General features: G+C 70.8%; 24 protein-coding genes. 13 read left to right on the top strand and 11 right to left on the bottom strand.

The annotated features are described in order from the left end of the window. Window positions 1-595: AfsR/SARP family transcriptional regulator (locus tag ABD378_RS01010; protein WP_425583806.1), on the bottom strand; the 595-nt coding region annotated here is incomplete at its 3' end. 111 nt (window positions 596-706) lie between these two features. Continuing rightward, on the bottom strand, window positions 707-1,078 hold the full coding sequence (locus tag ABD378_RS01005) for a DUF6578 domain-containing protein (protein WP_344518308.1): 372 nt from the start codon (window positions 1,076-1,078) through the stop codon (window positions 707-709). A gap of 107 nt (window positions 1,079-1,185) precedes the next feature. On the opposite strand from ABD378_RS01005, the gene ABD378_RS01000 reads away from it, so the two are divergent. Then, window positions 1,186-1,989, top strand: coding sequence for a site-2 protease family protein (locus ABD378_RS01000; protein ID WP_344518307.1), 804 nt, complete (start codon window positions 1,186-1,188; stop codon window positions 1,987-1,989). Here ABD378_RS01000 and ABD378_RS00995 read toward each other — a convergent pair. Genes ABD378_RS00995 through ABD378_RS00985 form a run of 3 tightly spaced genes read right to left on the bottom strand, consistent with a single transcriptional unit; the run spans window position 1,979 to window position 4,095 of the window. Further along, window positions 1,979-2,263, bottom strand: a complete 285-nt coding sequence (locus tag ABD378_RS00995; RefSeq protein WP_386545323.1) for a hypothetical protein — start codon at window positions 2,261-2,263, stop codon at window positions 1,979-1,981. The genes ABD378_RS01000 and ABD378_RS00995 overlap by 11 nt on opposite strands. 12 nt (window positions 2,264-2,275) lie before the next feature. After that, window positions 2,276-2,980 carry an NADPH-dependent F420 reductase gene (gene npdG, locus ABD378_RS00990; protein ID WP_486389297.1) on the bottom strand — a complete coding sequence of 235 codons (705 nt, stop codon included), beginning with the start codon at window positions 2,978-2,980 and terminating at the stop codon, window positions 2,276-2,278. A 26-nt stretch (window positions 2,981-3,006) separates the two neighbouring features. Next, the gene (locus ABD378_RS00985) at window positions 3,007-4,095 is read right to left on the bottom strand and encodes a sialidase family protein (RefSeq protein WP_344518304.1); all 1,089 of its coding nucleotides are present in this window, start codon (window positions 4,093-4,095) and stop codon (window positions 3,007-3,009) included. A 79-nt stretch (window positions 4,096-4,174) separates the two neighbouring features. Between ABD378_RS00985 and ABD378_RS00980 the strand changes: the two genes are divergently transcribed. Further along, on the top strand, window positions 4,175-4,789 hold the full coding sequence (locus tag ABD378_RS00980; protein WP_344518303.1) for a hypothetical protein: 615 nt from the start codon (window positions 4,175-4,177) through the stop codon (window positions 4,787-4,789). Window positions 4,790-4,920: 131 nt separating this feature from the next. Beyond that, a complete protein-coding gene (locus ABD378_RS00975) occupies window positions 4,921-6,204 on the top strand; it encodes an MFS transporter (RefSeq protein ID WP_386545318.1) in 1,284 nt (427 codons plus the stop codon). A 35-nt stretch (window positions 6,205-6,239) separates the two neighbouring features. On the opposite strand, the gene ABD378_RS00970 is transcribed toward ABD378_RS00975, so the two are convergent. Beyond that, window positions 6,240-6,479, bottom strand: a complete 240-nt coding sequence (locus tag ABD378_RS00970; RefSeq protein ID WP_344518302.1) for a hypothetical protein — start codon at window positions 6,477-6,479, stop codon at window positions 6,240-6,242. A gap of 100 nt (window positions 6,480-6,579) precedes the next feature. Between ABD378_RS00970 and map the strand changes: the two genes are divergently transcribed. Then, a complete protein-coding gene (gene map, locus ABD378_RS00965) occupies window positions 6,580-7,437 on the top strand; it encodes a type I methionyl aminopeptidase (RefSeq protein ID WP_344518301.1) in 858 nt (285 codons plus the stop codon). A gap of 143 nt (window positions 7,438-7,580) precedes the next feature. Continuing rightward, window positions 7,581-8,237: a biliverdin-producing heme oxygenase gene (locus ABD378_RS00960; protein WP_344518300.1), complete on the top strand. Its 657-nt coding sequence runs from the start codon at window positions 7,581-7,583 to the stop codon at window positions 8,235-8,237. A gap of 228 nt (window positions 8,238-8,465) precedes the next feature. On the opposite strand, the gene ABD378_RS00955 is transcribed toward ABD378_RS00960, so the two are convergent. The 3 genes from ABD378_RS00955 to ABD378_RS00945 all read right to left on the bottom strand — a co-directional run bounded on the left by ABD378_RS00955 (window position 8,466) and on the right by ABD378_RS00945 (window position 12,196). Then, window positions 8,466-9,125, bottom strand: a complete 660-nt coding sequence (locus ABD378_RS00955) for a PhzF family phenazine biosynthesis protein (RefSeq protein WP_344518299.1) — start codon at window positions 9,123-9,125, stop codon at window positions 8,466-8,468. Between the two features lie 18 nt (window positions 9,126-9,143). Next, entirely contained in the window at window positions 9,144-10,661 is a 1,518-nt protein-coding gene (locus ABD378_RS00950) for an HtaA domain-containing protein (protein ID WP_344518298.1), read from the bottom strand. Between the two features lie 86 nt (window positions 10,662-10,747). Next, the gene (locus ABD378_RS00945) at window positions 10,748-12,196 is read right to left on the bottom strand and encodes an HtaA domain-containing protein (RefSeq protein WP_344518297.1); all 1,449 of its coding nucleotides are present in this window, start codon (window positions 12,194-12,196) and stop codon (window positions 10,748-10,750) included. A 154-nt stretch (window positions 12,197-12,350) separates the two neighbouring features. On the opposite strand from ABD378_RS00945, the gene ABD378_RS00940 reads away from it, so the two are divergent. The 7 genes from ABD378_RS00940 (at window position 12,351) to ABD378_RS00910 (ending at window position 20,063) form a co-directional block, all read left to right on the top strand. Further along, a complete protein-coding gene (locus ABD378_RS00940) occupies window positions 12,351-13,364 on the top strand; it encodes a heme/hemin ABC transporter substrate-binding protein (RefSeq protein WP_344518296.1) in 1,014 nt (337 codons plus the stop codon). A gap of 5 nt (window positions 13,365-13,369) precedes the next feature. Next, on the top strand, window positions 13,370-14,458 hold the full coding sequence (locus ABD378_RS00935; RefSeq protein ID WP_386546834.1) for a FecCD family ABC transporter permease: 1,089 nt from the start codon (window positions 13,370-13,372) through the stop codon (window positions 14,456-14,458). Next, complete coding sequence (locus tag ABD378_RS00930; protein ID WP_344518295.1) at window positions 14,455-15,300, top strand: heme ABC transporter ATP-binding protein; 846 nt, start codon at window positions 14,455-14,457, stop codon at window positions 15,298-15,300. Before ABD378_RS00935 ends, ABD378_RS00930 begins: the two co-directional genes overlap by 4 nt. 421 nt (window positions 15,301-15,721) lie before the next feature. Continuing rightward, window positions 15,722-16,885, top strand: a complete 1,164-nt coding sequence (gene efeO, locus ABD378_RS00925; RefSeq protein WP_344518294.1) for an iron uptake system protein EfeO — start codon at window positions 15,722-15,724, stop codon at window positions 16,883-16,885. A gap of 70 nt (window positions 16,886-16,955) precedes the next feature. Next, on the top strand, window positions 16,956-18,206 hold the full coding sequence (efeB, locus tag ABD378_RS00920) for an iron uptake transporter deferrochelatase/peroxidase subunit (RefSeq protein WP_344518385.1): 1,251 nt from the start codon (window positions 16,956-16,958) through the stop codon (window positions 18,204-18,206). 17 nt (window positions 18,207-18,223) lie between these two features. Next, a complete protein-coding gene (efeU, locus tag ABD378_RS00915) occupies window positions 18,224-19,222 on the top strand; it encodes an iron uptake transporter permease EfeU (protein ID WP_344518293.1) in 999 nt (332 codons plus the stop codon). Next, window positions 19,125-20,063 carry an SCO2278 family lipoprotein gene (locus ABD378_RS00910; protein ID WP_344518292.1) on the top strand — a complete coding sequence of 313 codons (939 nt, stop codon included), beginning with the start codon at window positions 19,125-19,127 and terminating at the stop codon, window positions 20,061-20,063. The genes efeU and ABD378_RS00910 overlap by 98 nt, the downstream gene beginning before the upstream one ends. Before the next feature lie 37 nt (window positions 20,064-20,100). On the opposite strand, the gene ABD378_RS00905 is transcribed toward ABD378_RS00910, so the two are convergent. Further along, window positions 20,101-20,844, bottom strand: a complete 744-nt coding sequence (locus tag ABD378_RS00905; RefSeq protein WP_344518291.1) for a bifunctional DNA primase/polymerase — start codon at window positions 20,842-20,844, stop codon at window positions 20,101-20,103. Between the two features lie 170 nt (window positions 20,845-21,014). On the opposite strand from ABD378_RS00905, the gene ABD378_RS00900 reads away from it, so the two are divergent. Then, complete coding sequence (locus ABD378_RS00900; RefSeq protein WP_344518290.1) at window positions 21,015-21,914, top strand: glycerophosphodiester phosphodiesterase; 900 nt, start codon at window positions 21,015-21,017, stop codon at window positions 21,912-21,914. On the opposite strand, the gene ABD378_RS00895 is transcribed toward ABD378_RS00900, so the two are convergent. Beyond that, window positions 21,915-22,544: a TetR/AcrR family transcriptional regulator gene (locus tag ABD378_RS00895; protein WP_344518289.1), complete on the bottom strand. Its 630-nt coding sequence runs from the start codon at window positions 22,542-22,544 to the stop codon at window positions 21,915-21,917. Between the last annotated feature and the right edge of the window lie 24 nt (window positions 22,545-22,568).

Here is a 22,568-nt window from a genome sequence, read left to right as displayed (position 1 = left end):
CCCGCAGCCGCAGGGCCTGGAGCGGCTCGTCGAGAGGGTGGCTGTCGCACAGGGCGGCGAGCTCGGGCAGCACCTGCTCGGCCCGGCCGAGGGCGAGCGCCGCGGCCAGCCTTGCGCGGCGGGTTTCGAGGCGGCGGGACTCCCACCTGGCCGCCTCCGCCGTGCGGTCCGGCAGGTCCGCGAGGGCAGGTCCCTGCCAGAGGGCCAGCGCGTCGTCCAGGATCGCCGCCGCCTTGGCCGCGTCGCCGTCGGCCAGCGCGCTCGTCCCCTCGCCCGCGAGGCGGTCGAAGCGGTGCAGGTCGATGTCGTCCGGTGCGGCGCACAGCTGGTAGCCGCCGTCGGTCGAGGCGATGGCCTCGGCGCCGATGGCCCGGCGCAGGCGGCCCACGAGCGCCTGCAGCGCGCCGGATGTGTCGGCGGGCGGGTCGCCGTCCCACACCTCGTCGACGAGTACGGGCGCCGGGACGGGGCGGGGGGCACGGAGGGCGAGGACCGTCAGGAGCGCGCGCAGCCTTGAGCCGCCGACGGCGATGGTCGTGCCGTCGGCGTGGAACGCCTGGGTGGTGCCGAGAATGCGATAGCGCACGGGGTCCATTGTCTCTGGTGGAGGTGGGGGGCGGTACGGGCCGCCGGGCCGGGCTCCGGCGCACCGTCTGTCACCGGCCGGGCGTCGCCGCTCCGGACGTCAGCTGCGCCGGGTTCGTCCTCAGGCTCCCCCGAGCACTTCGAGCACTTCGAGCGAGACGAGCACCCCGACTTCCCGCCGGTAGTACCCCTGCTCCCGGCTCCCTTCCACCATGTCCTCGAACCACTTCGGGCACGTCCGCACCGGGCGCAGCCACTCCTCCCCCGCCACCGGCTCGAACGCGTTCGTGCCGCCGTCCCACGAGAAGCCCCGCGTCACGACCTGGATCGACCGCACCTGCCCCACCGTGTCCGGCCCTTCGTCCCCGTGCCGCTCCACGGAGTACAGCGGCGGCCCGCCGCCGAGCTGCCACGCCACCTCGTCCCCCACGGAGAACGGCGTCCCGCAGCATTCCATCTGCCAGTCGTCGTACATCACGTTCCACAGCGCCATGCCCCCACCCTCCCTGGAACTCCCCACCCAGTGCGAGACGTTTTCGCCGTACGCCGGGGTACGGTCCCGTACGACAACCGGTCCGCCACACCCAGGAGCCCCGCCCCATGACCACCGCTCCCATCCGACGCAGCGACCGGCGGATCAGCCCCGTCTTCCTCGGGATCGCGGCCGTCACCGCGGTATCCGGCTGGGCCGCGTGGACAGGATTCGCGGACAACCCGGGGATCGCGGTCTTCCTCTTCGTGACGGCGGCCTGGATCGTCTCGCTCTGTCTGCACGAGTACGCGCACGCGCGCACCGCCCTGCACAGCGGCGACATCTCCATCGGCGCGAAGGGCTATCTGACCCTCAACCCGCTCAAGTACACGCACGCGCTGCTCAGCATCGTGCTTCCGGTGCTCTTCGTGATCATGGGCGGTATCGGTCTGCCGGGTGGCGCCGTCTTCATCGAGCGGGGCCGGATCCAGGGCAAGTGGAAGCACAGTCTGATCTCGGCCGCGGGGCCGCTGACGAACGTGCTCTTCGCGGTCGTGTGCACCGCGCCGTTCTGGCTCGACGCGCTCTCCGGAGTCCCGGACACCTTCCGGTTCGCGCTCGCCTTCCTGGCGATGCTCCAGGTGACGGCCGCGATCCTGAACTCGCTGCCCATCCCGGGCCTGGACGGCTACGGCGTCATCGAGCCCTGGCTCTCGCACAAGATCCGCCGCCAGGTGGAGCCGTTCGCGCCGTTCGGCCTGATCGCCGTCTTCGCCGTCCTGTGGATCCCCGAGGTCAACGGCGCCTTCTTCGACGCGATCGACGCGCTCCTGCGGGGCCTTGGCGTGTACGACCTGGAGACGTACTGCGGCCAGGACTTCTATCGCTTCTGGGACGGCGACCCGAGCCAGTACTGCACGCTCAACCCGTAGCGCCGCGCGCGGCGTCCCGCTCGGCCTTCGCGCGGCGCAGGTAGTACCACGCCATGTTCGACGAGAGCCCGGCGAGCAGCACCCAGACGACGCCGATCCAGTAGCCCTGGACGAAGGAGACCACGGCCGCGACGACGGCGAGGGCGCAGACGATGAGGGCATAGAGAGCGAGGCGGGGCATGGGGGTCGGCTCCTGTCGGGGGTCGATTCGGGTGGTGGCGGGACGCCGTACGCCGCGACGTACGGACCGGCGTCCGGACCCAGTGTCCCCCATGCCCGCTACGTCCTAGACGTCGGTCACGCGCAGACCCGCGTGCGCCTTGTACCGCCGGTTCACGGAGATCAGGTTGGCCACGAGGGACTCCACCTGGTGCGCGTTGCGCAGCCGCCCCGCGAAGACGCCCCGCATGCCGGGGATCCGCGCGGCGAGCGCCTGGACGAGGTCCGTGTCGGCACGGACCTCGCCGAGGACCATCACATCGGTGTCGATCTCCTCGACGGCCGGGTCCTGGAGCAGGACGGCCGACAGGTGGTGGAAGGCGGCCGTGACCCTGGAGTCCGGAAGGAGGGCGGCGGCCTGCTCGGCGGCGCTGCCCTCCTCGGGCTTCAGGGCGTAGGCGCCCTTCTTGTCGAAGCCGAGCGGGTTCACGCAGTCGACGACGAGTTTGCCGCTCAGTTCCTCGCGCAGCGCTTCGAGGGTCTTGCCGTGCCCGTCCCACGGCACGGCGACGATCACGATGTCGCTGCGCCGCGCGCACTCCGCGTTCTCGGCGCCCTCGACGCCGAGGCCGAGCTCGTCGGCCGCAGTCTGCGCCCGCTCGGCCGCACGGGAGCCGATGATCACCTTCTGGCCCGCGCGGGCCAGGCGGTAGGCGAGGCCGCGGCCCTGGTCGCCGGTGCCGCCGAGCACGCCGACGACGAGCCCGGAGACGTCGGGCAGCTCCCAGGGATCCTTGGCCGGAGCCTTCTGCACACTGTCGTTAGAGGTCATGCGGCCGACCTTACTCACCGTCCGGGTCAGGCCAGCGCCCCCACCGGTATCCGCCGGAACGTGATCGTCTCGTACGCGCTGAAGTCACCCGTCTCGTAGAGGAGTCCGACGGTCTCGTCGTCGACGCGGACGAGATCGGAGTACGCGGCGGGCAGACCGTCCACCGTGTACGCGTCCTGCCACGTGGTGCCCCCGTCACGGCTGCGGCGCACCGTCATCAGGGCGCGGAAGCCGGGGTCGGCGGGCCCGGAGAACAGCAGCACGTCCGGCGTACGCAGCTGCAGCACGCTGCATTCGACGACCGGGCCGACCAGTCCCGCCTGTGGCCGGAAGGGCTTGACCAGACTCCGGCCGCCGTCGGCGGAGTGGGCGTCGCCCCGGGTGCCGGGGGCCGGTGAGTCGTTGCGGGTGTTGAAGTAGAGCCGCCCGTCGGGGAGTTCGGTGGCGGTGGTCTCGTTCACGTTCACATAGCCGTCGGTGTTGTCGTCGACGTAGCCGATGCGCCAGGTCTGACCGCGGTCGTCGCTGAGCAGGCAGTGGCCGCCGTTGTACTTGCCCTCGGTGCCGTTGTCCGTGCCGGCGGGGGGCAGGGAGTGGTTGGCGGGCACGACGATCCGGCCGCTCGCGGCGCCGCCGGTGAGCTGGATCGCGTGGCCCGGCGTGGTCGCGTACCACCGCCAGTTCGCCTTCTTCACCTGGCCGGTGATCTCCCGGGGTGCCGACCAGGTCAGCCCGTCGTCGTCGCTGTGCCGCACCCAGACGCGCCGCCCGTTCGCGGCGGAGACCTTGCCGCGCCGGATGGCGTCCTCGGTCGCGGCCGCGGCGTTGCGGACGTGGACGAGGAGGATGCGGCCGGTGTCCAGGACGACGGGGGCGGGGTTGCCCGCGAGGTTGGCGCCGTTCTGGGCGACGACCTGGAGCGGGCCCCAGGTGCGGCCGCCGTCGCCGGACCTCTTCAGTACGACGTCGATGTTGCCGAAGTCCTCCTGCGAGCCGACCCTCCCCTCGCAGAAGGCGAGCAGGGTGCCGGAGCCGGTGCGCACGACGGCGGGGATCCGGAAGCTCGCGTAGCCCTCGCGTCCGGCGCGGAAGGGAACAGTTGTCTCATCAGCCATCCCGGGTCAGTCCCCACCCCGGACGAATTCCCGGTGAACTCCGCCTGACGAGTCGTCTGTTGAGGCAGGATGCGACCCCATGGACGCCGTACGGGTCGCGCTGCTGCGCGAAGTGCTCGCCGGAACCGAGTGGGTGGGAGCGACGCGCCGCTTCGCGGGGACGCTGCGGTCATCCGTGGTGCCGCACGGGGGCGGGCTGCTGCTCGTGGGCACGCGGGAGTACGAGCCGTGGCATCTGGCCGCGCATCTCGTGGACGAGGCGGCGTGGTCCGGGACTCCCGAGCTGACGCCGACGCTCGTACGCCACCGGGTGCGGGAGGGCGATCCCGCGCACCTGTCGACCGGGCTCGGCCGGATCGAGGCGGCTCGGCGCGGCGAGACGCTTCTCGTGGTGGCACCGCACGCGCCCGCCCGGCCGCCGGGGGCGGGGTTGCTGGAGCGGGTGCACGACGCGCGCGCGGCGGGGGCGACGGTGCTGGCCCTGGGTTCGGGGCACGGGGACCTGCGGGCCATGGCGCACGAAGCTCTCACCGTGCCGGAGTCGCCCGACCTCGACCTGGACATGGTCCAGCATCTGGTGAGCGCGGCGGCGGGCGAGAACTCGCTCCCCGCGGCGCGGGGCCGACGAAGCCTTCGCGACCGACTGTCCCGCCTGGCCGACCAACTGACGGCGCCGCCTCCGGCGCGGTGGTGAGGTCACTGGCGGGGCGCCTTCCGCGGGGAACTGAACCGCCGCTGCGCGGCGGATCTTTCCCGCCCACCCACCCGATCACCCCGGAGAATTCGGTTGCCCCGGCTCATGAACAGCGCTGACCATGGCTGTTCGTGGCCCTTTCCTCGATATTGCCCGACCTCTCCCCCTGGCGCTCCACGCGTGACTTCCGGCTGCTCTGGGTGCAGGGGCTCGTCACGACCTTCGGCAGCTTCATGGCCCTGGTCGCGCTGCCGTTGCAGATCAAGGACCTCACGGATTCGCCGCTCGCCGTCGGGGCGATGGGCGCGGTCGAACTGGTGCCGCTGATCGTCTTCGGGCTTTACGGGGGCGCGCTGGCCGACGCGGTCGACCGGCGCAAGGTGATTCTCCTGACCGAGGCGGGGCTCGGCCTGCTGGCCGCCGTGCTGCTTGTGAACGCGCTGCTTCCGGAGCCGCTGCTGTGGCCGTTGTACGTGGTGGCGGCGGGCGTCTCCGCGCTCGCGGGGCTGCAACGCCCCGCGCTCGACTCCCTGATGGCCCGCATCGTGCCGCACGACCAGCTCACGGCCGCCGCCGCGCTCAACTCGCTGCGCTGGAACGTCGGCGCCATCGCGGCCCCTTCGCTGGCGGGCCTGGTCGTCGCCTACGCCGGGCACGCACCCGCGTACGCGGTGACGGTGGTCTCCTTCGCCGCCTCCGTGGCCCTGTGCACCCGCATCGCACCCGCGCCTCCCGCACACGACGCGGAGAAGCCGTCCCTGCGGGGCCTCGCGGAGGGCGCGCGGTACGCGTGGTCGCGGCCGGTGCTGCTCGGCACGTACGCGATCGACATGGCGGCGATGTTCCTCGCCTTCCCGAACACCATCTTCCCGTTCCTCGCGGAGGACCTTGACGCCGAGTGGTCGCTCGGCCTGATGTACGCGGCCGGGGCGGTCGGCTCGCTGCTGCTCAGCCTGACCAGCGGGTGGACGTCACGCGTACGGCGGCACGGGCTGCTCGTCGTGTTCGGGGCCGCGGGCTGGGGGCTCGCGATCACGGCGGCCGGGTGGTTCGCGAACGTCTGGCTGGTCCTCGTGTGCCTGGCCCTGGCGGGCGCGGGCGACATGCTCAGCGGGCTCGGCCGCTCCACGATCTGGAACCAGACGATCCCGGACGAGCTGCGGGGCCGCCTCGCCGGCATCGAGGTGCTCTCCTACGGCGTCGGCCCGCAGCTGGGCCAGGTCCGCGCGGGCGCCGCCGCGGGCTGGACCGGCACCCGACCCGCCATCTGGTCGGGCGGCATCGCCTGCGTGGCCTCGGTCGCCGCACTGACAGCGGTGCTGCCGAAGCTGCTTTCGTACGACGCGAGCACGGACGAGGACGCGGTCCGGCGCCGGAAGGCGTCCGAGGTGTCCGAGGTGTCCACCGCCGGGTGACGAGCCGCGCCCCGGTGCGGGGTCAGGGTGCGGGGTCAGGCGCTGCCGCCCTCGCTCCCGCCCCGGGTGTCCTTGTCATGCCACTTCGGGTCGGTCTCCCACTCGAGGTTCCGCTCGGCGGCGGTCTCCATCGCCCGCTGGGCCTCCTCGCGGGACTCGTAGGGCCCGAAGCGGTCCTTGCCCGGACAGTCGGGGCCCTCCTCGACCTTCTGGTGCTCCAGGCAGTAGTACCACTCGCCCGGCTTCCCGACGGTGCGCCTCTTGAACAGGGCCATGACCCGCTCCTCTCAGTCCCGATGAGTCCCACGCCGGTCCCACGCCGGTCCCACGCTCTCCCGCCATGCTGCCCCACCACCGCTGGTTAGACTCGCTGGCATGTCTGGCCAGTCACTGCTCGTCCCAGGGGAGCTCTCCCCCATCCGCCCCGTTCCGGGAAACATCAGGCGCCCGGAGTACGTGGGGAAACCCGCGCCCACCCCGTACAAGGGGCCAGAGGTGCAGACCCCCGAGACCATCGAGCTGATGCGCACGGCGGGCCGTATCGCCGCGCGCGCGATGGCCGAGGCCGCCAAGCACATCGCGCCGGGGGTGACCACCGATGAGCTGGACCGCGTCGCCCACGAGTACATGTGCGACCACGGCGCCTACCCCTCCACGCTCGGCTACCGCGGCTTCCAGAAGTCGCTGTGCACCTCCGTCAACGAGGTCATCTGCCACGGCATCCCGGACTCCACCGTCCTCAACGACGGCGACATCATCAACCTCGACGTGACCGCGTACATCGGCGGCGTGCACGGGGACAACAACGCCACGTACCTGGTCGGGGACGTCGACGAGGAGTCCACGCTCCTCGTGGAGCGGACCCGCGAGTCCCTCGACCGCGCCATCAAGGCGGTCAAGCCCGGCCGCCAGATCAACATCATCGGCCGCGTCATCGAGTCGTACGCCAAGCGCTTCGGCTACGGCGTCGTGCGCGACTTCACCGGCCACGGCATCAACACGTCCTTCCACTCCGGCCTGATCGTCCCGCACTACGACAGCCCGCACGCGACGACGACGATCCAGCCCGGCATGACGTTCACCATCGAGCCGATGCTGACCCTCGGCACGTACGAGTACGACATGTGGGAGGACGGCTGGACAGTGGTGACGAAGGACCGCAAGCGGACCGCGCAGTTCGAGCACACCCTCGTGGTGACGGACAGCGGGGCGGAGATCCTTACGCTTCCCTGAGCTCTGAGCGGGTAGCGTCTTACCGACAGGACGTCGGGAACCAGTTGACTTAGGTAAGCCTAACTTGGATGATCGGTGAAGGGCACGCCGGTTCGCACTGGTTCCCGCCTTTCTTCGGCTTTCTTCGGCTACGGAGGTCCCTCATGGATCCGTTCTCCACGGTCATCCGCACCGCGTCGCACGAGCAGCACACGGAGGCGGAGACCTCGACGTTCATGAGCGACCTCCTCGGCGGCCGACTGGGCGTCGACGCGTACGCGCGCTACACCGAACAGCTGTGGTTCGTGTACCGCGCCCTCGAGGAGGGTGCGCAGGCGCTGCGGGACGATCCGGTGGCCGGCCCGTTCATCCAGCCCGAGCTGCTGCGCGTCGCGGAGCTGGAGCGGGACCTCACGCATCTGCGGGGCGCCGGCTGGAAGACGTCCGCCACCCCGCTGCCCGCGACGGCTGCGTACGCGGCACGGGTCGCGGAGTGCGCGCGGGAGTGGCCCGGCGGCTATGTGGCCCACCACTACACCCGCTACCTCGGCGACCTCTCCGGTGGCCAGATCATCCGCGGCAAGGCGGAGCAGACGTGGGGGTTCGCCCGGAAGGGCGACGGGGTGCGGTTCTACGTCTTCGAGCAGATCGCCAACCCGGCGGCGTTCAAGCGGGGCTATCGGGAGCTGCTTGACGGTCTTGGCGAGGTCGTTTCCGATGAGCTGGAGAGGCAGCGGATCGTGGACGAGTGCAAGCGCGCTTTCGCTTTGAATACTGGGGTGTTCCGTGAGCTGGGGGATGAGTTCCCGCTCTCGGCGTAAGGCGATCCCTGCGGGGCTCTCCCCAATCCCGCCCCTTCCCGAAACTGGGGCTCCGCCCCAGACCCCGAACAAGATGTCCTCAAACGCCGGACGGGCTGGATTTCCAGCCCGTCCGGCGTTTGAGGACGAACTCGGCGGAGCCGGTGATTGACGGCGGCCAAGGCCCCCGCGCCGAGCGGGTTTTCGGGAAGGGGCGGGGTTGGGGAAAAGAACCGCCGGAGGCAAACCTCAGCCCCCAGTCAACCGCACACGTCCCCCCACCTCGATCAACCCACCCGGCGCAGGCGCGGTAAGGATCTGCGAGCCACGCCCCTGCGTGATGTTGAGCGCCCGGCCGAGCCGCTCCGTCAGGAGCAGCGCCGCCGCCCCCGTGGCCTCATCCTCCCGGATGCCGTCGTCGCGCCCCGGAAAGCCCCGCGCACGGACCCGCCCCGCCGCCTCGTCCTCCCACGCCCACGCGTACACCCACTCCCCCTGCGGGGGCACCGCGAGGGCATCCACCTCGGCCGGGGTCCCGTAGGAACGCAGCGTCCGCCCCGGCGCCCACTCCGCGCGCGCAGCGACCCAGCTGAACTCCCCGTCCTGGCGGGCCTCGACAACCCCCGCGGGCGTGACCAGTTCAGGGACGTCAAGGAGCCAGGACGTACCGACGCAGGGGTGCCCGGCGAAGGGCAGCCGAAGCGTAGGGGTGTAGATGTCGATGACCCCGCGCTCGGGGTCATCGACGAACACCGTCTCGCTGAAGCCGAGCTTCGCGGCGATCTCCTGCCGCTCGCCCCGCCCCGGGACGCGGGCCCCGTCGCGCACGACACCCAGCTCATTGCCGTGCCGACCGTCGGGCCCGCAGAACACCCGGAGTACGTCCAGACCGTCAACCAGTTCTGTCACGCGGGCATTCAAGCATCCTCAGGAGGTGCGACGCCGGGCCACGAAGACCGCGCCCGCTCCCGCGGCGACGATCACGCCCGCCGTTCCGAGCAGCGCCCCCGTCGGCACCGACGCACCGGTGGACGCCATCGAGCCCCCCGTACCGCCGCCGACCGAGCCGCCCCCGCCGAGGTCGGCCGAACCGCCGCCGGTGGAACCGGAGTCCGCAGAGCCGCCGGTGCCACCGGTGCCGCCGCTGCCGCCCGGCAGCTTGGCCCCTTCGGCCACCGAGAGCGCCACCGTCACCGGGTCGATCGCGTCGCCCTCCTTGTAGCTGGACGGAGCCTCGTCGCTGGCGAACGTCTTCGCGCCCGCCGCCGTGAACGCCGCAGGCACCTTGTCGAGCACGACGACATCGTCCTTCGCCGCGTACGACGCCTTGGAGAGGTCGAGCGTCGCGAACTTCACGTCGTTGTCGGTGCCCTTGGGCGTGGTGACGTCCAGGGTCAGCGTGCCCTTGGCGCCGTCCGCCGCCACCTTGATGTCGCTGAACTTCATGTCGATGCCGTGCGCCTTGTACTGGAAGCGGACGGCGCCGCCGAAGGACGCGGTCAGCTTCTTGGCGTCGGAGTCCACGTCCGCCTTGGCGTACGGGAAGTCGTAGCCGTTGTCGTTCTTCTCGGCACCGCCGGAGAGCGTGGCGCCGCCGCCGGACTCGATGTAACGGCGGAAGCTCTCCTTCACACCCCAGGCGAGCGAGCCGTCGTGGACCTCGCCCGCGGGCCGCTCGGCGCCGGACGTGCCGCTCGGCTTCGGCGTGGTGGTGGGCTTGTCCGTCGGCTTCGGGGTCTGGGTGGGCTTCTCGGTCGGCTTGGGCGTCTCGGTGGGCTTGTCCGTCGGCTTCGGCGTCTCGGTCGGCTTCTCGGTCGGGGCGCCGCCCGCCTTCACCGAGAGGGTGGCCGGATCGAGCTTGTCGCCTTCCTTGTACATGCCGTTGAACGCCTTGGCGCCGTCCGCCGTCAGCGTCGCCGGGATGTCCTTGAAGGTCATCGCGCCGCCTTCGCCCGTGCCGGGCTTGATCCCGGTCAGGTCGAGCTTGGCGAGGTCGATGTCGTTCTGGGCGGTGCCGTTGAGGCTGACGTCGGCCTGGACGGCGCCGCCCGTGCCCTCGGTGCGGACCTTGACGTCGGAGACCTTGATGTCGAAGCCGTGGGCGGTGGAGGAGAAGCGGACGCTGCCCTTGAAGGCGGTGTCGGTGGCGTGCGTCCCGGTGTCGTACGTGCCCGTGCCGTCGGTGAACGTGAACACGCCGTTGTCGGCAGCCTGCTTGGCGCCGTCCGTGGCCTCGATCTTGCCCAGGGCCATACCCGCGACGTACTTGCGGAAGGACTCCTTGAAGCCCCAGTCCAGCGTGCCGTCCTTGAGTTCCACCTTCGGCGCGGCTGCGGCGCTGCCGCCATCGGCGGCGAGCGCCGGAAGGGTCAGCGCGGTCGCGCCGAGCGTGACGGCGGTCGCGACGGCTGCCGCGAGGGTTATGGGACGACGGTTGGCGGCCATGATCAGGCTTCTCCTTGAAGAGAGACTTGAAGAGAGAGGTGAAAAGCGGAGGAAGAATCAGCGGGGAGAGAAGTGCGGGAGAGAAGTCAGGAGTCCGAGCCGGGGGCGTCGGCCGCGGCCGCACGCTTCTTGCGTACGACCGCGAACGTGACCGTCGCGGCGAGCAGCACCGCCACGCTCGCGCCGATACCGATCGGCACGGCGGGCGACGAGGAATCGGACGAGTCGGCGGCGTTCTCGGTCTTCGGCTCGGCCTTCTTCGCCTGCGGCGTCGGGCTCGCGGACGAGCCGAGGTCCGGCAGCGCGGGCAGCTTCGCGTCGGCGTCGAGGGCGACGGCGAGCGAGAGCGGGTCCATCGCGGAGCCCGCCTTGTACATGCCGCCGAACGCCTTGGCGCCGTCGGCGGTGAGCTTCGATGGCGCCTCCGTGAGGGAGACGAGCCCGTCCTTCGGCTTCAACTCCTTGGCCGCGAAGGTGATCAGCGGGGCCTTCTTCAGCGTGACGCCCTTGTCGCCCTTGCTGCCTTTGCTGCCCTTGCTGTCGACGTCCGCGAGGAGCGTGCCCTGTCCGTCCTTCACCTCTACGGCGACCTTGCTCAGGGCGAGGTCCAGGCCGTGCTCACCGGTGAAGCGCACCGCGCCCGCGAAGTCCGCGTCGAGGGTCTGCTTCTTCTCGTCGTACGTCCCCTCGCCCTGGGGGAAGCGGAAGAGCGCGCCGCCGTCCTGGGCCCCTGCGAGGAGTTTCCACTCGCCCTTGGCGATGGAGCCGGTGACGTACTCCCGGAAGGTGCGGCGCACGCCCCAGTCGACGGCGGCGTCCTCGATCCGGCCGGTCCTGGTCTCCTTCCCGGGCTTGGAGGGCTTCGGCGATGCCTTCTTCGAGGGTTCATCGGGCTTCGCCTTCGCGGCGAGGTCCGTCGACAGGCTCACCCGGTCCAGCTCGGTGCCCGCCGTGTAGTACCCGGCGAAGGCCTTCGCTCCCTGGGAAGTGAGTGTGGCGGGGAGGTTGTTGAGGGCGATCGGGCCGGATCCGCCCTTCATGTCGATGCCGGACATGCCGAGGGTCGCGAGGGGCACCTGGGCGTTGGTCGTGACCTTGCCCGTGCCCTTCTCCTTGCTGACCATGTCGGCGTAGAGCGTGCCGGAACCGCCGGAGATCTTGACGGTGGGGCGGCTGATGGTGAGGTCCAGCTCGTACGAGCCGCCCTTCTTGTGCCCCAGGAAGTGCACCCCGCCCGAGAACCCGGCGCTGAAGGCCCCGCTGTCCGGGTCGTACGAACCCTTCGCCGAGTGGAAGCGGAACTGGCTGCCGCCGACCGTGGCGGCGCCCCCCTGCAGGGTCGAACTCCCCTGGGCGATCGGCCCGGTGACGTAGCTCTGGAACGAGGATTTGATGCCCCAGTCGAGCCGTCCGCCCTGGACCGTGCGGTCCTGCGCGTGCGCGGTGGCCGCCGGGAGCAGTGCTCCGACGAGTGCGGTGAGCACGGCCACGGCTCCGGCGCGGGCGATGGCTCGCGCCTGTCTTGACGGCGACATGGGACCCCTCCAGGTGTAGCTAATGAGGTAAGGCTAACCTAAACTACGATCACTCCGGCCGGAAGCCCCATCCCGGCCACCCGAACCTCAGGCGCCTCAGGCGCCTCAGCAGCAGACCCTCAACAGCACGACAGGACGGTGGACTTCGGTGCGTATGCCGCGCTCACTCCGTATCGTCGGCGCGTGGACCGCCGTTCTCGCCCTGGCCCTCACGGGCTGTGGAGCAGCGTCGGACGGCGGCGGCGGGACATCCCCGAAGGCGAAGGCGGCGGCTTCCGCACCCGACCGGGTCGAGCCGCTCAAGTCCCGCCCCGACGCCACACTCCCCGCCACCGTCGCCTCGGCCGACGGCAAGAAGGTCACCGTCAAGGACACGAGCCGCATAGTGCCGCTGACCGGCAGCCTCAGCGAGATCGTCTTCACGCTCGGGCTCGGCAAGAACGTCGTGGCCCGCGACATCACCGCGACCTTCGAACAGGCGAAGAAGCTGCCGGTGGTGACACGTGCGCACGACGTCTCGGCGGAGAGCGTCCTCTCCCTGAAGCCGACAGTCGTCCTCGCGGACACCTCGACGGGTCCCGCGGAGGCCATCGGCCAGATACGCGACGCGGGCATCCCGCTGGTCGTGTTCGACCCGGCGAAGGGCCTCGACGACGTGGCCCCCCGGATCGACGCGGTGGCCGAGGCGCTGGGGGTCGGGAAGTCGGGCGACGAGCTCAAGTCCCGTACGCAGGACCGCATCGCGAAGGCCCGGAAGTCCATCCCGGCGTCCGCCCGCACCGAGAAGCCCCGCGTCGCCTTCCTCTACCTGCGCGGCTCCGCCTCCGTCTATCTGCTCGGCGGCCGCGAGTCCGGCGCGAGTTCGCTCCTGGAGGCGGCGGGCGCGGTCGACGCGGGCAAGGAGTCCGGCCTGAAGAAGGACTTCACGGCGATCACCAGCGAGGCTCTGGCCAAGGCCGCGCCCGACGCGATTCTGGTCATGTCGAAGGGGCTCGAATCCGTGGACGGCGTGGACGGACTGCTCAAGATCCCGGGTGTCGCCGAGACCCCGGCCGGTCTCGACCGCCGCGTCGTCTCGGTCGACGACGGAGTGCTCCTGAACTACGGGCCGCGTACGGACCAGGTCCTGAAGTCCCTGGTGAAGCAGTTGTACGGGGGCGGGAAGTGACCGTCCTGGCCAAGGTGGCGGACGGCAGGGCCGCGTCGCGGGAGCCGCACAAGCCCGGCGTCCGCCGCCGGAGCGCGACCGCCGCCCTCACCCTCGGCCTCGTCGCCGTCCTCGTCCTGCTCTGTCTCCTCTCCGCGGGCATCGGCGCGTACGACATCCCCCTCGGCGACGTCCTCAGTTCCGTCACGCACCGGATCGGTCTCGGCGGGAGCGCGCTCGACCGGGTCGGCGAGAGCGTCCTGTGGAACGTGCGGCTGCCGCGCGTGACGCTCGCGCTGCTCGTCGGGGGTTCGCTGGGCTGCGCGGGGGCCCTCATGCAGGGCGTGTTCGGCAATCCGCTCGCCGAGCCCGGCGTCATCGGGATATCGGCGGGCGCGGCCGTCGGCGCGGTGGCGTCGATCGCGCTCGGCCTCAGCTTCTTCGGGAACTGGACCGTGACGGTCTGCGCGTTCGTCGCCGGGCTCGCGACCGTCCTTCTCGTGTACGTCCTCTCCCGCGACGGCGGGCGTACGGAGGTCGTCACGCTCATCCTCACCGGGATCGCGGTGAACGCGTTCGCGGGAGCCCTGATCGGGCTCTGCATCTTCTTCGCGGACAACGCGCAGATCACCCAGATCACCTTCTGGCAGCTCGGCTCGCTCGCCGGCGCGACGTGGCCGAAGGTGCTCGCGGTGCTGCCGTGCGCGGTGGCCGGTCTGGCCGTGGCGCCGCTGTACGCACGGAAGTTGGACCTCCTCGCGCTCGGCGAGCGGCCCGCTCGGCATCTCGGGGTCGACGTGGAGAGGCTGCGGCTCGTCCTCGTCCTCGTGGTGGCGCTGCTGACCGCCGCCGCCGTGGCCGTCGCCGGGATCATCACGTTCGTCGGCCTCCTCGTCCCGCATCTGCTGCGGATGGCGGCGGGGCCAGGCCACCGCTTCCTCGTGCCGGGCAGCGCGCTGGGCGGGGCGGTCGTCCTGGTCGGCGCGGATCTCGCGGCGCGGACGGTGGCGGCGCCCGCGGAGCTGCCGCTGGGGGTGCTCACCGCGCTCTTCGGGAGCCCGTTCTTCTTCTGGCTGCTGCGCAGGACCCGTCGCAAGCAAGGGGGTTGGGCATGATCGGGCGGATCGCCGAGTGGCTGTTCTCGTCCGGGGGTGGGCGTGCGCTGCCGGGGCCCGTCTCCCCCGGCGACGCGCTCGCCGAGGCGTCGGGGCTGCGGGTGCGCCTCGGAGGACGCGAGGTCCTCGCCGGGGTTTCCCTGACCGCGCGGGCGGGCGAGGTGCTTGCCCTGGTCGGGCCCAACGGGGCGGGGAAGTCGACCCTGTTGGCCGCGCTGGCCGCCGATCTCCCGGCCGACGAAGGGGTCGTACGCGTCTGCGGTCGGCCCACCTCGGAGTGGCCCGCTCGTGAACTCGCCCTGCGGCGGGCCGTGTTGCCGCAGTCCGCCGCGCTCTCCTTCCCCTTCCCGGTCGAGGACGTCGTACGGATGGGGCGTGCGCCCTGGGCGGGTACGGCGCTGGAGGAGGACGACGACCGTGTCGTACGGGAGGCGATGGCCGCGACGGAGGTGGGCGAGTTCGCCTCACGTCCCTTCTCCGCGCTCAGTGGGGGTGAGCGGGCGCGGGTCGCGCTGGCCCGTGTCCTCGCCCAGCGGGCGCCGCTGCTGTTGCTCGACGAGCCGACCGCCGCGCTCGATCTGCGCCACCAGGAGCTGGTCCTTCGGATCTGCCGGGAGCGGGCCGCCGCGGGGGACGCGGTGGTGGTGGTGCTGCATGACTTGGGGCTGGCTGCGGGGTACGCGGATCGTGCGGCGGTGCTGCGGGGTGGGGAGCTCGCTGCGGAGGGGCCTCCGGGGGAGGTGTTCACCGGGGAGCTCCTGAGCGAGGTTTACCGGCAGCCGGTGGAGGTGTTTCCGCATCCCCGTACGGGGGCTCCGCTGGTGGCGCCGGTGCGGGGGTGAGGTTCGGGCGGGCCCTGCGGGGCATTCCCCAATCCCACCCCTTCCCGAAACTGGGGCTCCGCCCCAGACCCCGTACAAGATGTCCTCAAACGCCGGACGGGCTGAGATTTCTCCGGTCCGGCGAAATCTTTCAGCCGTCCGGCGTTTGAGGACCGGGGGTCTGGGGGCGGAGCCCCCTGCGCGGCGAAGCCGCCAATGGATGCAGCCGGGAAGGGGCGGGGTTGGGGAAAGAGCCTGTTCTTGACCCGCCCTTTGCCACCCCATGAACCCCCCATCACCCCACCGTGATGCCCCCGTGAGCAGCCCCGACCGTTGAGAGGTGAATCACGGAACGGCTGGGTATCGACCAGGTAAGGGTCAGTTAAGTTAGGTCCGCCTCACTGGCATGCCGGAACCGTCCGTGACCCGTCTTGGAGCCCCTATGCGCCCCGTCCGCCTTCCCGTCGCCACTGCCGTCGCCGCAGCGGCAGCGCTCACCGCCGTCACGGGCTGCACCGAGAAGAGCGACGCCAAGGGCGGCTCCAACACCGTCGAGGTGACCGCCACCGACGACAAGTGCGAGGTCTCGAAGACGAAGCTCAGCTCCGGGCACATCGAGCTGGCCATCGAGAACAAGGGCTCCAAGGTCACCGAGGTCTACCTCCTCTTCCCCGACGACCGCATCGTCAGCGAGCGCGAGAACATCGGCCCCGGCACGAAGCAGAAGCTCACCGCCGAGGTGAAGTCCGGCTCGTACCAGATCGCCTGCAAGCCCGGCATGAAGGGCGACGGCATCCGCCAGAAGATCAGCGTCAGCGGCGGCAAGGCCGTCAAGCGCGACCCGCGCCTGGACAAGGCCGTCGCCGACTACCGCGCCTACGCGCAGGAGCAGGCCGACGCGACGCTGCCCAAGGTGAAGCTCTTCACCGACGCCGTCCGCAAGGGCGACATCGAGGCCGCGAAGAAGACGTACGCCAACTCCCGCATCGGCTGGGAGCGCACCGAGCCGGTCGCCGAGTCCTTCGGTGACATCGACCCGAAGGTCGACCTGCGCGAGGACGGCCTCGAGGAGGGCCAGGACCTGGAGAAGGACTGGACGGGCTGGCACCGTCTGGAGCGGGCCCTGTGGAAGGACAAGAAGATCGGCCAGCGCGAGAAGCAGCTCGCCACGCGGCTGGACAAGGACCTCAAGGACTGGCAGAACCGCGTCGGCAAGGCCGAGATCACCCCGACCTCCATGGCCAACGGCGCCAAGGAGCTCCTCGACGAGGTCGCCACCGGCAAGGTCACCGGCGAGGAGGAGCGCTACTCGCACACCGACCTCGTCGACTTCAAGGCGAACGTCGAGGGCGCCGAGGAGGCGTACGGCCTGCTGAAGGCCGTAGCGGCGGAGAACGACCCGGCGCTCACCAAGGAGCTCGACAAGCAGTTCGCGGCCCTGGACAAGCTGCTCGGCAAGTACCGCCAGGGCGGCGGCAAGGACTCGTACGCGTTCACGTCGTACGACAAGCTCGGCAAGGCGGACGTCAAGGAGCTGCAGGACGGCGTCAACGCGCTCGCGGAGCCGCTGTCGAAGCTGGCCGCCGCCGTCGTCACGACCAAGTAGCGGCAACCGAGTAGCGGCAGGGGGTACCGGAACGATGACTGAGACCACGAGCGACACCGGCAGCGCGTCCATGCCGGACGAGGGCATCAACTCCGGGCCCCCTTCCCGGCGTTCACTCCTCGGCTGGGGCGGTGCCGGGCTCGCGCTCGGCGCCGCTGTCACCGGGGGCGCGGTGGCGGTGGCCAGGGCCGGCGAAGGGGAAGAGGCCGTGCCCGCCTCTTCGGCGGGCGGCGCGGTCGCCTTCCACGGCAAGCACCAGGCGGGCATCGCGACCGCCGTCCAGGACCGGCTGCACTTCGCCGCGTTCGACGTGAAGACGGACGACCGCGAGCAGTTCGTGCAGCTCCTGAAGGACTGGACGAAGGCCGCCGCGCGGATGACCGCGGGGCACGAGGTCGGTGAGGGTGCCTTCGGCGGGCTCTCCGAGGCGCCGCCGGACGACACCGGCGAGGCGCTCGGGCTCAAGCCGTCCAGGCTGACCCTCACCATCGGCTTCGGGCCCGGCCTCTTCGAGAAGTTCGACCTCGCGGACCGGCGGCCGGAGGCGCTCGTGGATCTTCCGAAGTTCCCCGGCGACAACCTCGACAAGTCCCGCGGCGGCGGCGACCTGTGCGTACAGGCCTGCGCGGACGACCCGCAGGTCGCCGTGCACGCCATCCGCAACCTCGCCCGCATCGGCTTCGGCAGGGTCGCGGTGCGCTGGTCGCAGCTCGGCTTCGGCAAGACGTCCTCCACCACGCCGGGGGCGCAGACGCCTCGTAACCTCTTCGGCTTCAAGGACGGCACCCGCAATGTCTCGGGTGAGGACGCGTCCGCGCTCGCCGAGCACGTGTGGGTCGGCGAGAAGGACGGGCCCGGCTGGATGGCCGGGGGTTCGTACCTCGTCGCGCGCCGTATCCGCATGAACGTCGAGACCTGGGACCGGACTCCGCTCGGCGAGCAGGAGGACATCTTCGGGCGCGACAAGGGCGAGGGCGCGCCGGTCGGGAAGGCCAAGGAGCACGACGAGCCGTTCCTGAAGGCGATGAAGCCCGACTCGCACGTCCGCCTCGCGCACCCCGACACCAACGACGGTGCGACGATCCTGCGCCGCGGCTACTCCTTCACGGACGGCACCGACGGGCTCGGCCGCCTGGACGCGGGGCTTTTCTTCCTCGCGTACCAGCGGGACGTCCGCACGGGGTTCATCCCGGTGCAGCGCAGTCTGGCGCGCGCCGACGTTCTCAACGAGTACATCCAGCACGTGGGTTCAGCGGTCTTCGCGATCCCGCCGGGCGTCCGTGACAAGGACGACTGGTGGGGCCGGGCACTGTTCGGCTGAGGGGATCTGACACAGACATGTTCGGCAACTATCTGATCGGCCTGCGCGAGGGCCTCGAGGCCAGCCTGGTCGTCTGCATCCTCATCGCCTATCTGGTGAAGACGGAGCGGCGCGACGCCCTCAAGCCCATCTGGATCGGCATCGGCGTCGCGTGCGGCCTCGCGCTGGGCTTCGGCTGCGCGCTCACCTTCGGTTCGCAGGAGCTGACGTTCAAGGCGCAGGAGGCGCTCGGCGGTTCGCTGTCGATCGTCGCCGTCGCGCTCGTGACGTGGATGGTCTTCTGGATGCGGCGTACGGCCCGTCATCTCAAGGCGGAGCTGCACGGCAAACTGGACGCGGCGCTGCAGATGGGCACGGGCGCCCTGGTCGCCACCGCGTTCCTCGCCGTGGGCCGCGAGGGCCTGGAGACCGCGCTGTTCGTCTGGGCGTCGGTGCGGGCCTCGGGCGACGGTACGCCAGGGCCGCTGATCGGCGTGCTCCTCGGCCTGCTCACCGCTATCGCGCTCGGCTGGCTGTTCTACAAGGGCACGGTCCGCATCAACCTGGCGAAGTTCTTCACCTGGACCGGCGCCATGCTGGTGGTCGTGGCGGCCGGCGTGCTCGCGTACGGCGTGCACGACCTGCAGGAGGCGGAGTTCCTCGGCGGCCTGCAGAACAAGGCGTTCGACATCAGTGCGACGATCCCGCCGGACAGCTGGTACGGCACGCTCCTGAAGGGCATCTTCAACTTCCAGCCCGATCCGACGGTTGTCCAGGTCACGGTGTGGCTGCTGTACCTGATCCCGACGCTCGCGTTCTTCTTCGCCCCGGTAGGGTTCGGGCCCGGGAAGGGGAAGGTGAACGCAACGCATGAGCAGGCTTCCAAGGCAGCGCACTCCGATGCTGGGCGGACGGTCGCAACGGCCGCGCCGGTACGCGATGGTGGCGTCGACGGTGACCGTACTGACGGTGACGGCGAGCGGATGCGTGACGGTGCACGGGGAGCGGGAGGTCATCCCGTCGGCGACGAAGGCTGAGGCCGACCGCGCGCTGAAGGACTTCCTCACCGCCTACAACAAGGCAGAGAAGGAGTACGACCCGGCCCTGGACGCGGCACGGGTCACGGGCCCGCTGAGCGCCATCAACCAGGCGGGCCTGAAGTCGAAGGGTGCGCGGAACCCGGGCGGCAACCCCGATCAGGTGCCGCTGGAGCTGACGGACGCGAAGTACTCGATCCCCAAGAAGGCCGGCTGGCCGAGGTGGTTCGTCGCGGACACGAAGTCCAACCGCAGGGGTGACCTGCGCTGGCTGCTCGTCTTCACGAAGGGCAGCGCGGACCAGCTGTGGGAGGCGTCGTACCTGAACCTGGTGTCGCCCGGCAAGATGCCCGAGCTGAAGAAGGACAAGGACGGCTGGGCCGAGCCGGTCGAGCTGGACTCCCCGGCTCTCGCGGTGGCGCCGAAGAACCTCGGCAAGGAGTACACGACGTATCTGGGGTCGGGCGGCGACACGTTCGCGCCGGGCGACCACACGTCGACGTGGAAAGCGTTCCGCGACAAGAACACCAAGCGCCGCGGTATCGCCGTCCAGTACATCGACGAGCCGAAGAACGACGGAACGTTCGCGCCGGTGGGTCTGCGCACCCAGGACGGCGGGGCGATGGTCTTCTTCTCGACGCACCACTACGAGAAGCAGACCGCCGCGAAGGGCGTGAACCTCACCGTCGAGCCCGAGGTGAAGCCTCTCCTGACGGGTGAGGTCAAGCAGTCGGTGACGCTGGAGCGGGTCTCGAACCAGGTCGTCGTCGACCCGGCGGGGGCGGGCAAGGTGACCTTCCTGAGCCGCATCCAGGGCCTGACGGGCGCGAAGGGCGAGTAACCCGGCGACCGGGTGCAGCGGCCTTCGCGCGCGGGTGTCAGCCCCTCAACGGCCAGGCGGCGACGTCGTGCTGGGGTTCGCCCGCGACGCGGGCGCACTCGTCGGTGAGCGTCTCCAGGAGCGTCAGCGGGTCCGGGAGCGCGTGCTCGGGGCCCCGGATCCAGTGAACCTTCAGGTCACCGGGCAGCCGCGCGGGTGGCACCAGGACGTACGAACCACGGCAGTGCCAGCGGAAGCCCGGGTGTTCGTTCGTCGTCTCGGGGTGGCAGTCAAGCTCGCAGGGCCACCACTCGTCCTCGTCCTCGGGGGTGCCGCGCGTGAGCGTGAAGAAGAGCATCCGCCCCTCGTCCATGATGCCCTCGGACTCGGCGACGGGGCCTACGTCGATGCCGTCGGCGAGGAGCCTTGCGAGTGCCTCGCGTCCGGCGGCGAGCGGCACGTCCAGGACGTCGTGGACCATGCCGGTCGCGGTGATGAAGTTGGCCTGCGGCTGGTGCCTGGCCCAGCGCTCGACCTGCCCGCGGTCGGTCGTGGACTGCGTCTGCCAGGCGAAGGAGATGGGGTGCCTGGCGGGGGTGGGACAGCCGATGCGGTCACAGGAACATCGGTACGCGGAGGGGTGCGCGGCCGGTGAGAGCGGCAGACCCGCTGCCGCCGCGGCGACAAGGAGGGCCTCGCGGCTCGCCTCTTCACCTGCCGTGTCCTCCGGTCGGGGACGTCGGCGAAGCCACTGGGAAATCCTGCTCTGTCCGCCTGAACGGCGGTCGAACTCCGCGCCCATCTATCCCCTCACCTCGCATTTGTGCCGAGAAGCATCTCCCATGGTCGCACCATCCTGCGCCTCGGGGGGCCAGAGCCCACATCCGGGGTAGCTGGGGTGATGCAAGGCGCAGGGTGTCATCGCGCGTCATTGCGTACTAACTGGGGATATACCCCCCTACCGTGTTCGCCATGGTCACCAGGACTGTGCTCACGGGATTCTCGGGGCTCATGAGCCTCACCACGCTGACCCTCACGGCTCCCGCCGGCTCCCTCGCCCCGCTCGAATGGGGCGGCGGCCCACTGACGGTGGAGGCCCTCCCCCGCGTCACCTACACCGCACACCGGGGCGGCGCCCTCGAGGTGCCGGAGAACAGCATGTCGGGCCTGGTGGCGGCGTACGAAAGAGGCACGGCCCAGGTCATCGACGTCGATACGCGGATGCTGCGCGACGGCACGCTGGTGGCCATGCACGACGAGACCCTGGACCGCACGACGACATCCACCGGCCCGGTGCGTTCGCTCACCCTGCGCCAGTGGCGCAAGGTCAGGCTGCGGCCGGGCCACGGCCTGCCCGGCAGCTGGCGCTCCGAGCGGCCGCCGACGGTCGCCGAGGTCCTCGACCGCTTCGGCGGCCGGATCGTGCTGATGCTCGAGGCGAAGGACCCGCGCAGCCTGCGGGCGCTCGGCTCGCTGATCCGCGCGCGCGGCCTGACCCGCTCGGTGTTCGTGAACTCCAACGTGCCCGGCGTCGCGGCGCGCGCCCACCGGATGGGCCTGCTCGCGCAGCTGTGGCGCTCCAAGGCGCAGATGCGCACGGACCGGCCCGAGCGGTGGGCCGGTTTCGTGGACGTCCTGGACGTGGATCACAAGGCGCGGGACCTGGACGTCCTGCGCGCGGTCAACTCCGGGATCCCCCGGGTGTGGGCGCACACGGTGACCACCCCTGGCCAGCGCGACCGGGCCCTGCGGCTCGGCTGCGACGGCGTGATCACGGACGTGCCCGGGCTGCTCGCGCGGACGCCGGTGAAGGGCGCGAAGGGCGTGAGCGCCGCCGGTCTTCGGGAGCGGTGGCCGGTCAACCAGGTGTGATCAGCGCGGCGCGATTCCGTAGAGGGCGTACTCGACGAGCTTGTCGCCGTACTCGTGCGTGAGCGGTCCTGTCCGCTGCAGCCAGCGCTGGGCGATCGGGCCCGTCCACAGTTCCAGGGCGATGCGGGGTTCCACCTCGGGGGCGACCTGGCCGGCTTCCTGGGCGATGCGCAGGCGCTTCACGTACAGCTGGAGTCCGGGCTCGAGGAGCTTCTCCACGTACTCGGCGCCGATGTCGTCATTGAGCATGCCCTCGGCGGCGAGCGCCCGGTAGGGAGCGTCGTACTTGGGGTTCTTGAGCTCGTCGATGGTGGCCCGCACGACGTACTTGAGGTCGGCCTCCACGTCCCCTGAGTCCGGGATCTCGTGCTCCAGTTCGTGGCCCGCCTCGGTGCTCGCCTCAATGCTGGCCTGCTTGCCGAGGTCGAGGAAGGCGTCGAGCAGGACGGCGCCCTTCGACGGCCACCAGCGGTAGATCGTCTGTTTCCCCACGCCCGCCCGGGAGGCGATGGCCTCGATCGTGAGCTTGGAGTACCCGACCTCGGAGACGAGTTCGAGGGCGGCGTCATAGATCGCGTGGCGCGAACGCTCGCTGCGGCGCGTGGAGTCTGGGGCGGATTTCGTGGCCATGTCTCCGAATGTAGCAGCAGACGA

It is taken from the genome of Streptomyces rectiviolaceus (assembly GCF_039533825.1).
In the GTDB taxonomy this organism is placed as follows: Bacteria; Actinomycetota; Actinomycetes; order Streptomycetales; family Streptomycetaceae; genus Streptomyces; species Streptomyces rectiviolaceus.
Note: the sequence above shows the minus strand (reverse complement) of the source record. Positions and strands in the feature narration are given on the sequence as shown.

Coding starts and splice junctions, on each gene's coding strand:
- ABD378_RS00945 (WP_344518297.1), bottom strand. CDS start 12,196: ATGTCGCCGTCAAGACAGGCGCGAGCCATCGCCCGCGCCGGAGCCGTG.
- ABD378_RS00895 (WP_344518289.1), bottom strand. CDS start 22,544: ATGGCCACGAAATCCGCCCCAGACTCCACGCGCCGCAGCGAGCGTTCG.
- ABD378_RS00910 (WP_344518292.1), top strand. CDS start 19,125: ATGGTGGCGTCGACGGTGACCGTACTGACGGTGACGGCGAGCGGATGC.
- ABD378_RS01005 (WP_344518308.1), bottom strand. CDS start 1,078: ATGGCGCTGTGGAACGTGATGTACGACGACTGGCAGATGGAATGCTGC.
- ABD378_RS00980 (WP_344518303.1), top strand. CDS start 4,175: ATGGACGCCGTACGGGTCGCGCTGCTGCGCGAAGTGCTCGCCGGAACC.
- ABD378_RS00950 (WP_344518298.1), bottom strand. CDS start 10,661: ATGGCCGCCAACCGTCGTCCCATAACCCTCGCGGCAGCCGTCGCGACC.
- ABD378_RS00930 (WP_344518295.1), top strand. CDS start 14,455: ATGATCGGGCGGATCGCCGAGTGGCTGTTCTCGTCCGGGGGTGGGCGT.
- ABD378_RS00905 (WP_344518291.1), bottom strand. CDS start 20,844: ATGGGCGCGGAGTTCGACCGCCGTTCAGGCGGACAGAGCAGGATTTCC.
- map (WP_344518301.1), top strand. CDS start 6,580: ATGTCTGGCCAGTCACTGCTCGTCCCAGGGGAGCTCTCCCCCATCCGC.
- ABD378_RS00985 (WP_344518304.1), bottom strand. CDS start 4,095: ATGGCTGATGAGACAACTGTTCCCTTCCGCGCCGGACGCGAGGGCTAC.
- ABD378_RS01000 (WP_344518307.1), top strand. CDS start 1,186: ATGACCACCGCTCCCATCCGACGCAGCGACCGGCGGATCAGCCCCGTC.
- efeU (WP_344518293.1), top strand. CDS start 18,224: ATGTTCGGCAACTATCTGATCGGCCTGCGCGAGGGCCTCGAGGCCAGC.
- ABD378_RS00995 (WP_386545323.1), bottom strand. CDS start 2,263: ATGGGGGACACTGGGTCCGGACGCCGGTCCGTACGTCGCGGCGTACGG.
- efeO (WP_344518294.1), top strand. CDS start 15,722: ATGCGCCCCGTCCGCCTTCCCGTCGCCACTGCCGTCGCCGCAGCGGCA.
- ABD378_RS00960 (WP_344518300.1), top strand. CDS start 7,581: ATGGATCCGTTCTCCACGGTCATCCGCACCGCGTCGCACGAGCAGCAC.
- npdG (WP_486389297.1), bottom strand. CDS start 2,980: ATGACCTCTAACGACAGTGTGCAGAAGGCTCCGGCCAAGGATCCCTGG.
- efeB (WP_344518385.1), top strand. CDS start 16,956: ATGCCGGACGAGGGCATCAACTCCGGGCCCCCTTCCCGGCGTTCACTC.
- ABD378_RS00970 (WP_344518302.1), bottom strand. CDS start 6,479: ATGGCCCTGTTCAAGAGGCGCACCGTCGGGAAGCCGGGCGAGTGGTAC.
- ABD378_RS00940 (WP_344518296.1), top strand. CDS start 12,351: ATGCCGCGCTCACTCCGTATCGTCGGCGCGTGGACCGCCGTTCTCGCC.
- ABD378_RS00900 (WP_344518290.1), top strand. CDS start 21,015: ATGGTCACCAGGACTGTGCTCACGGGATTCTCGGGGCTCATGAGCCTC.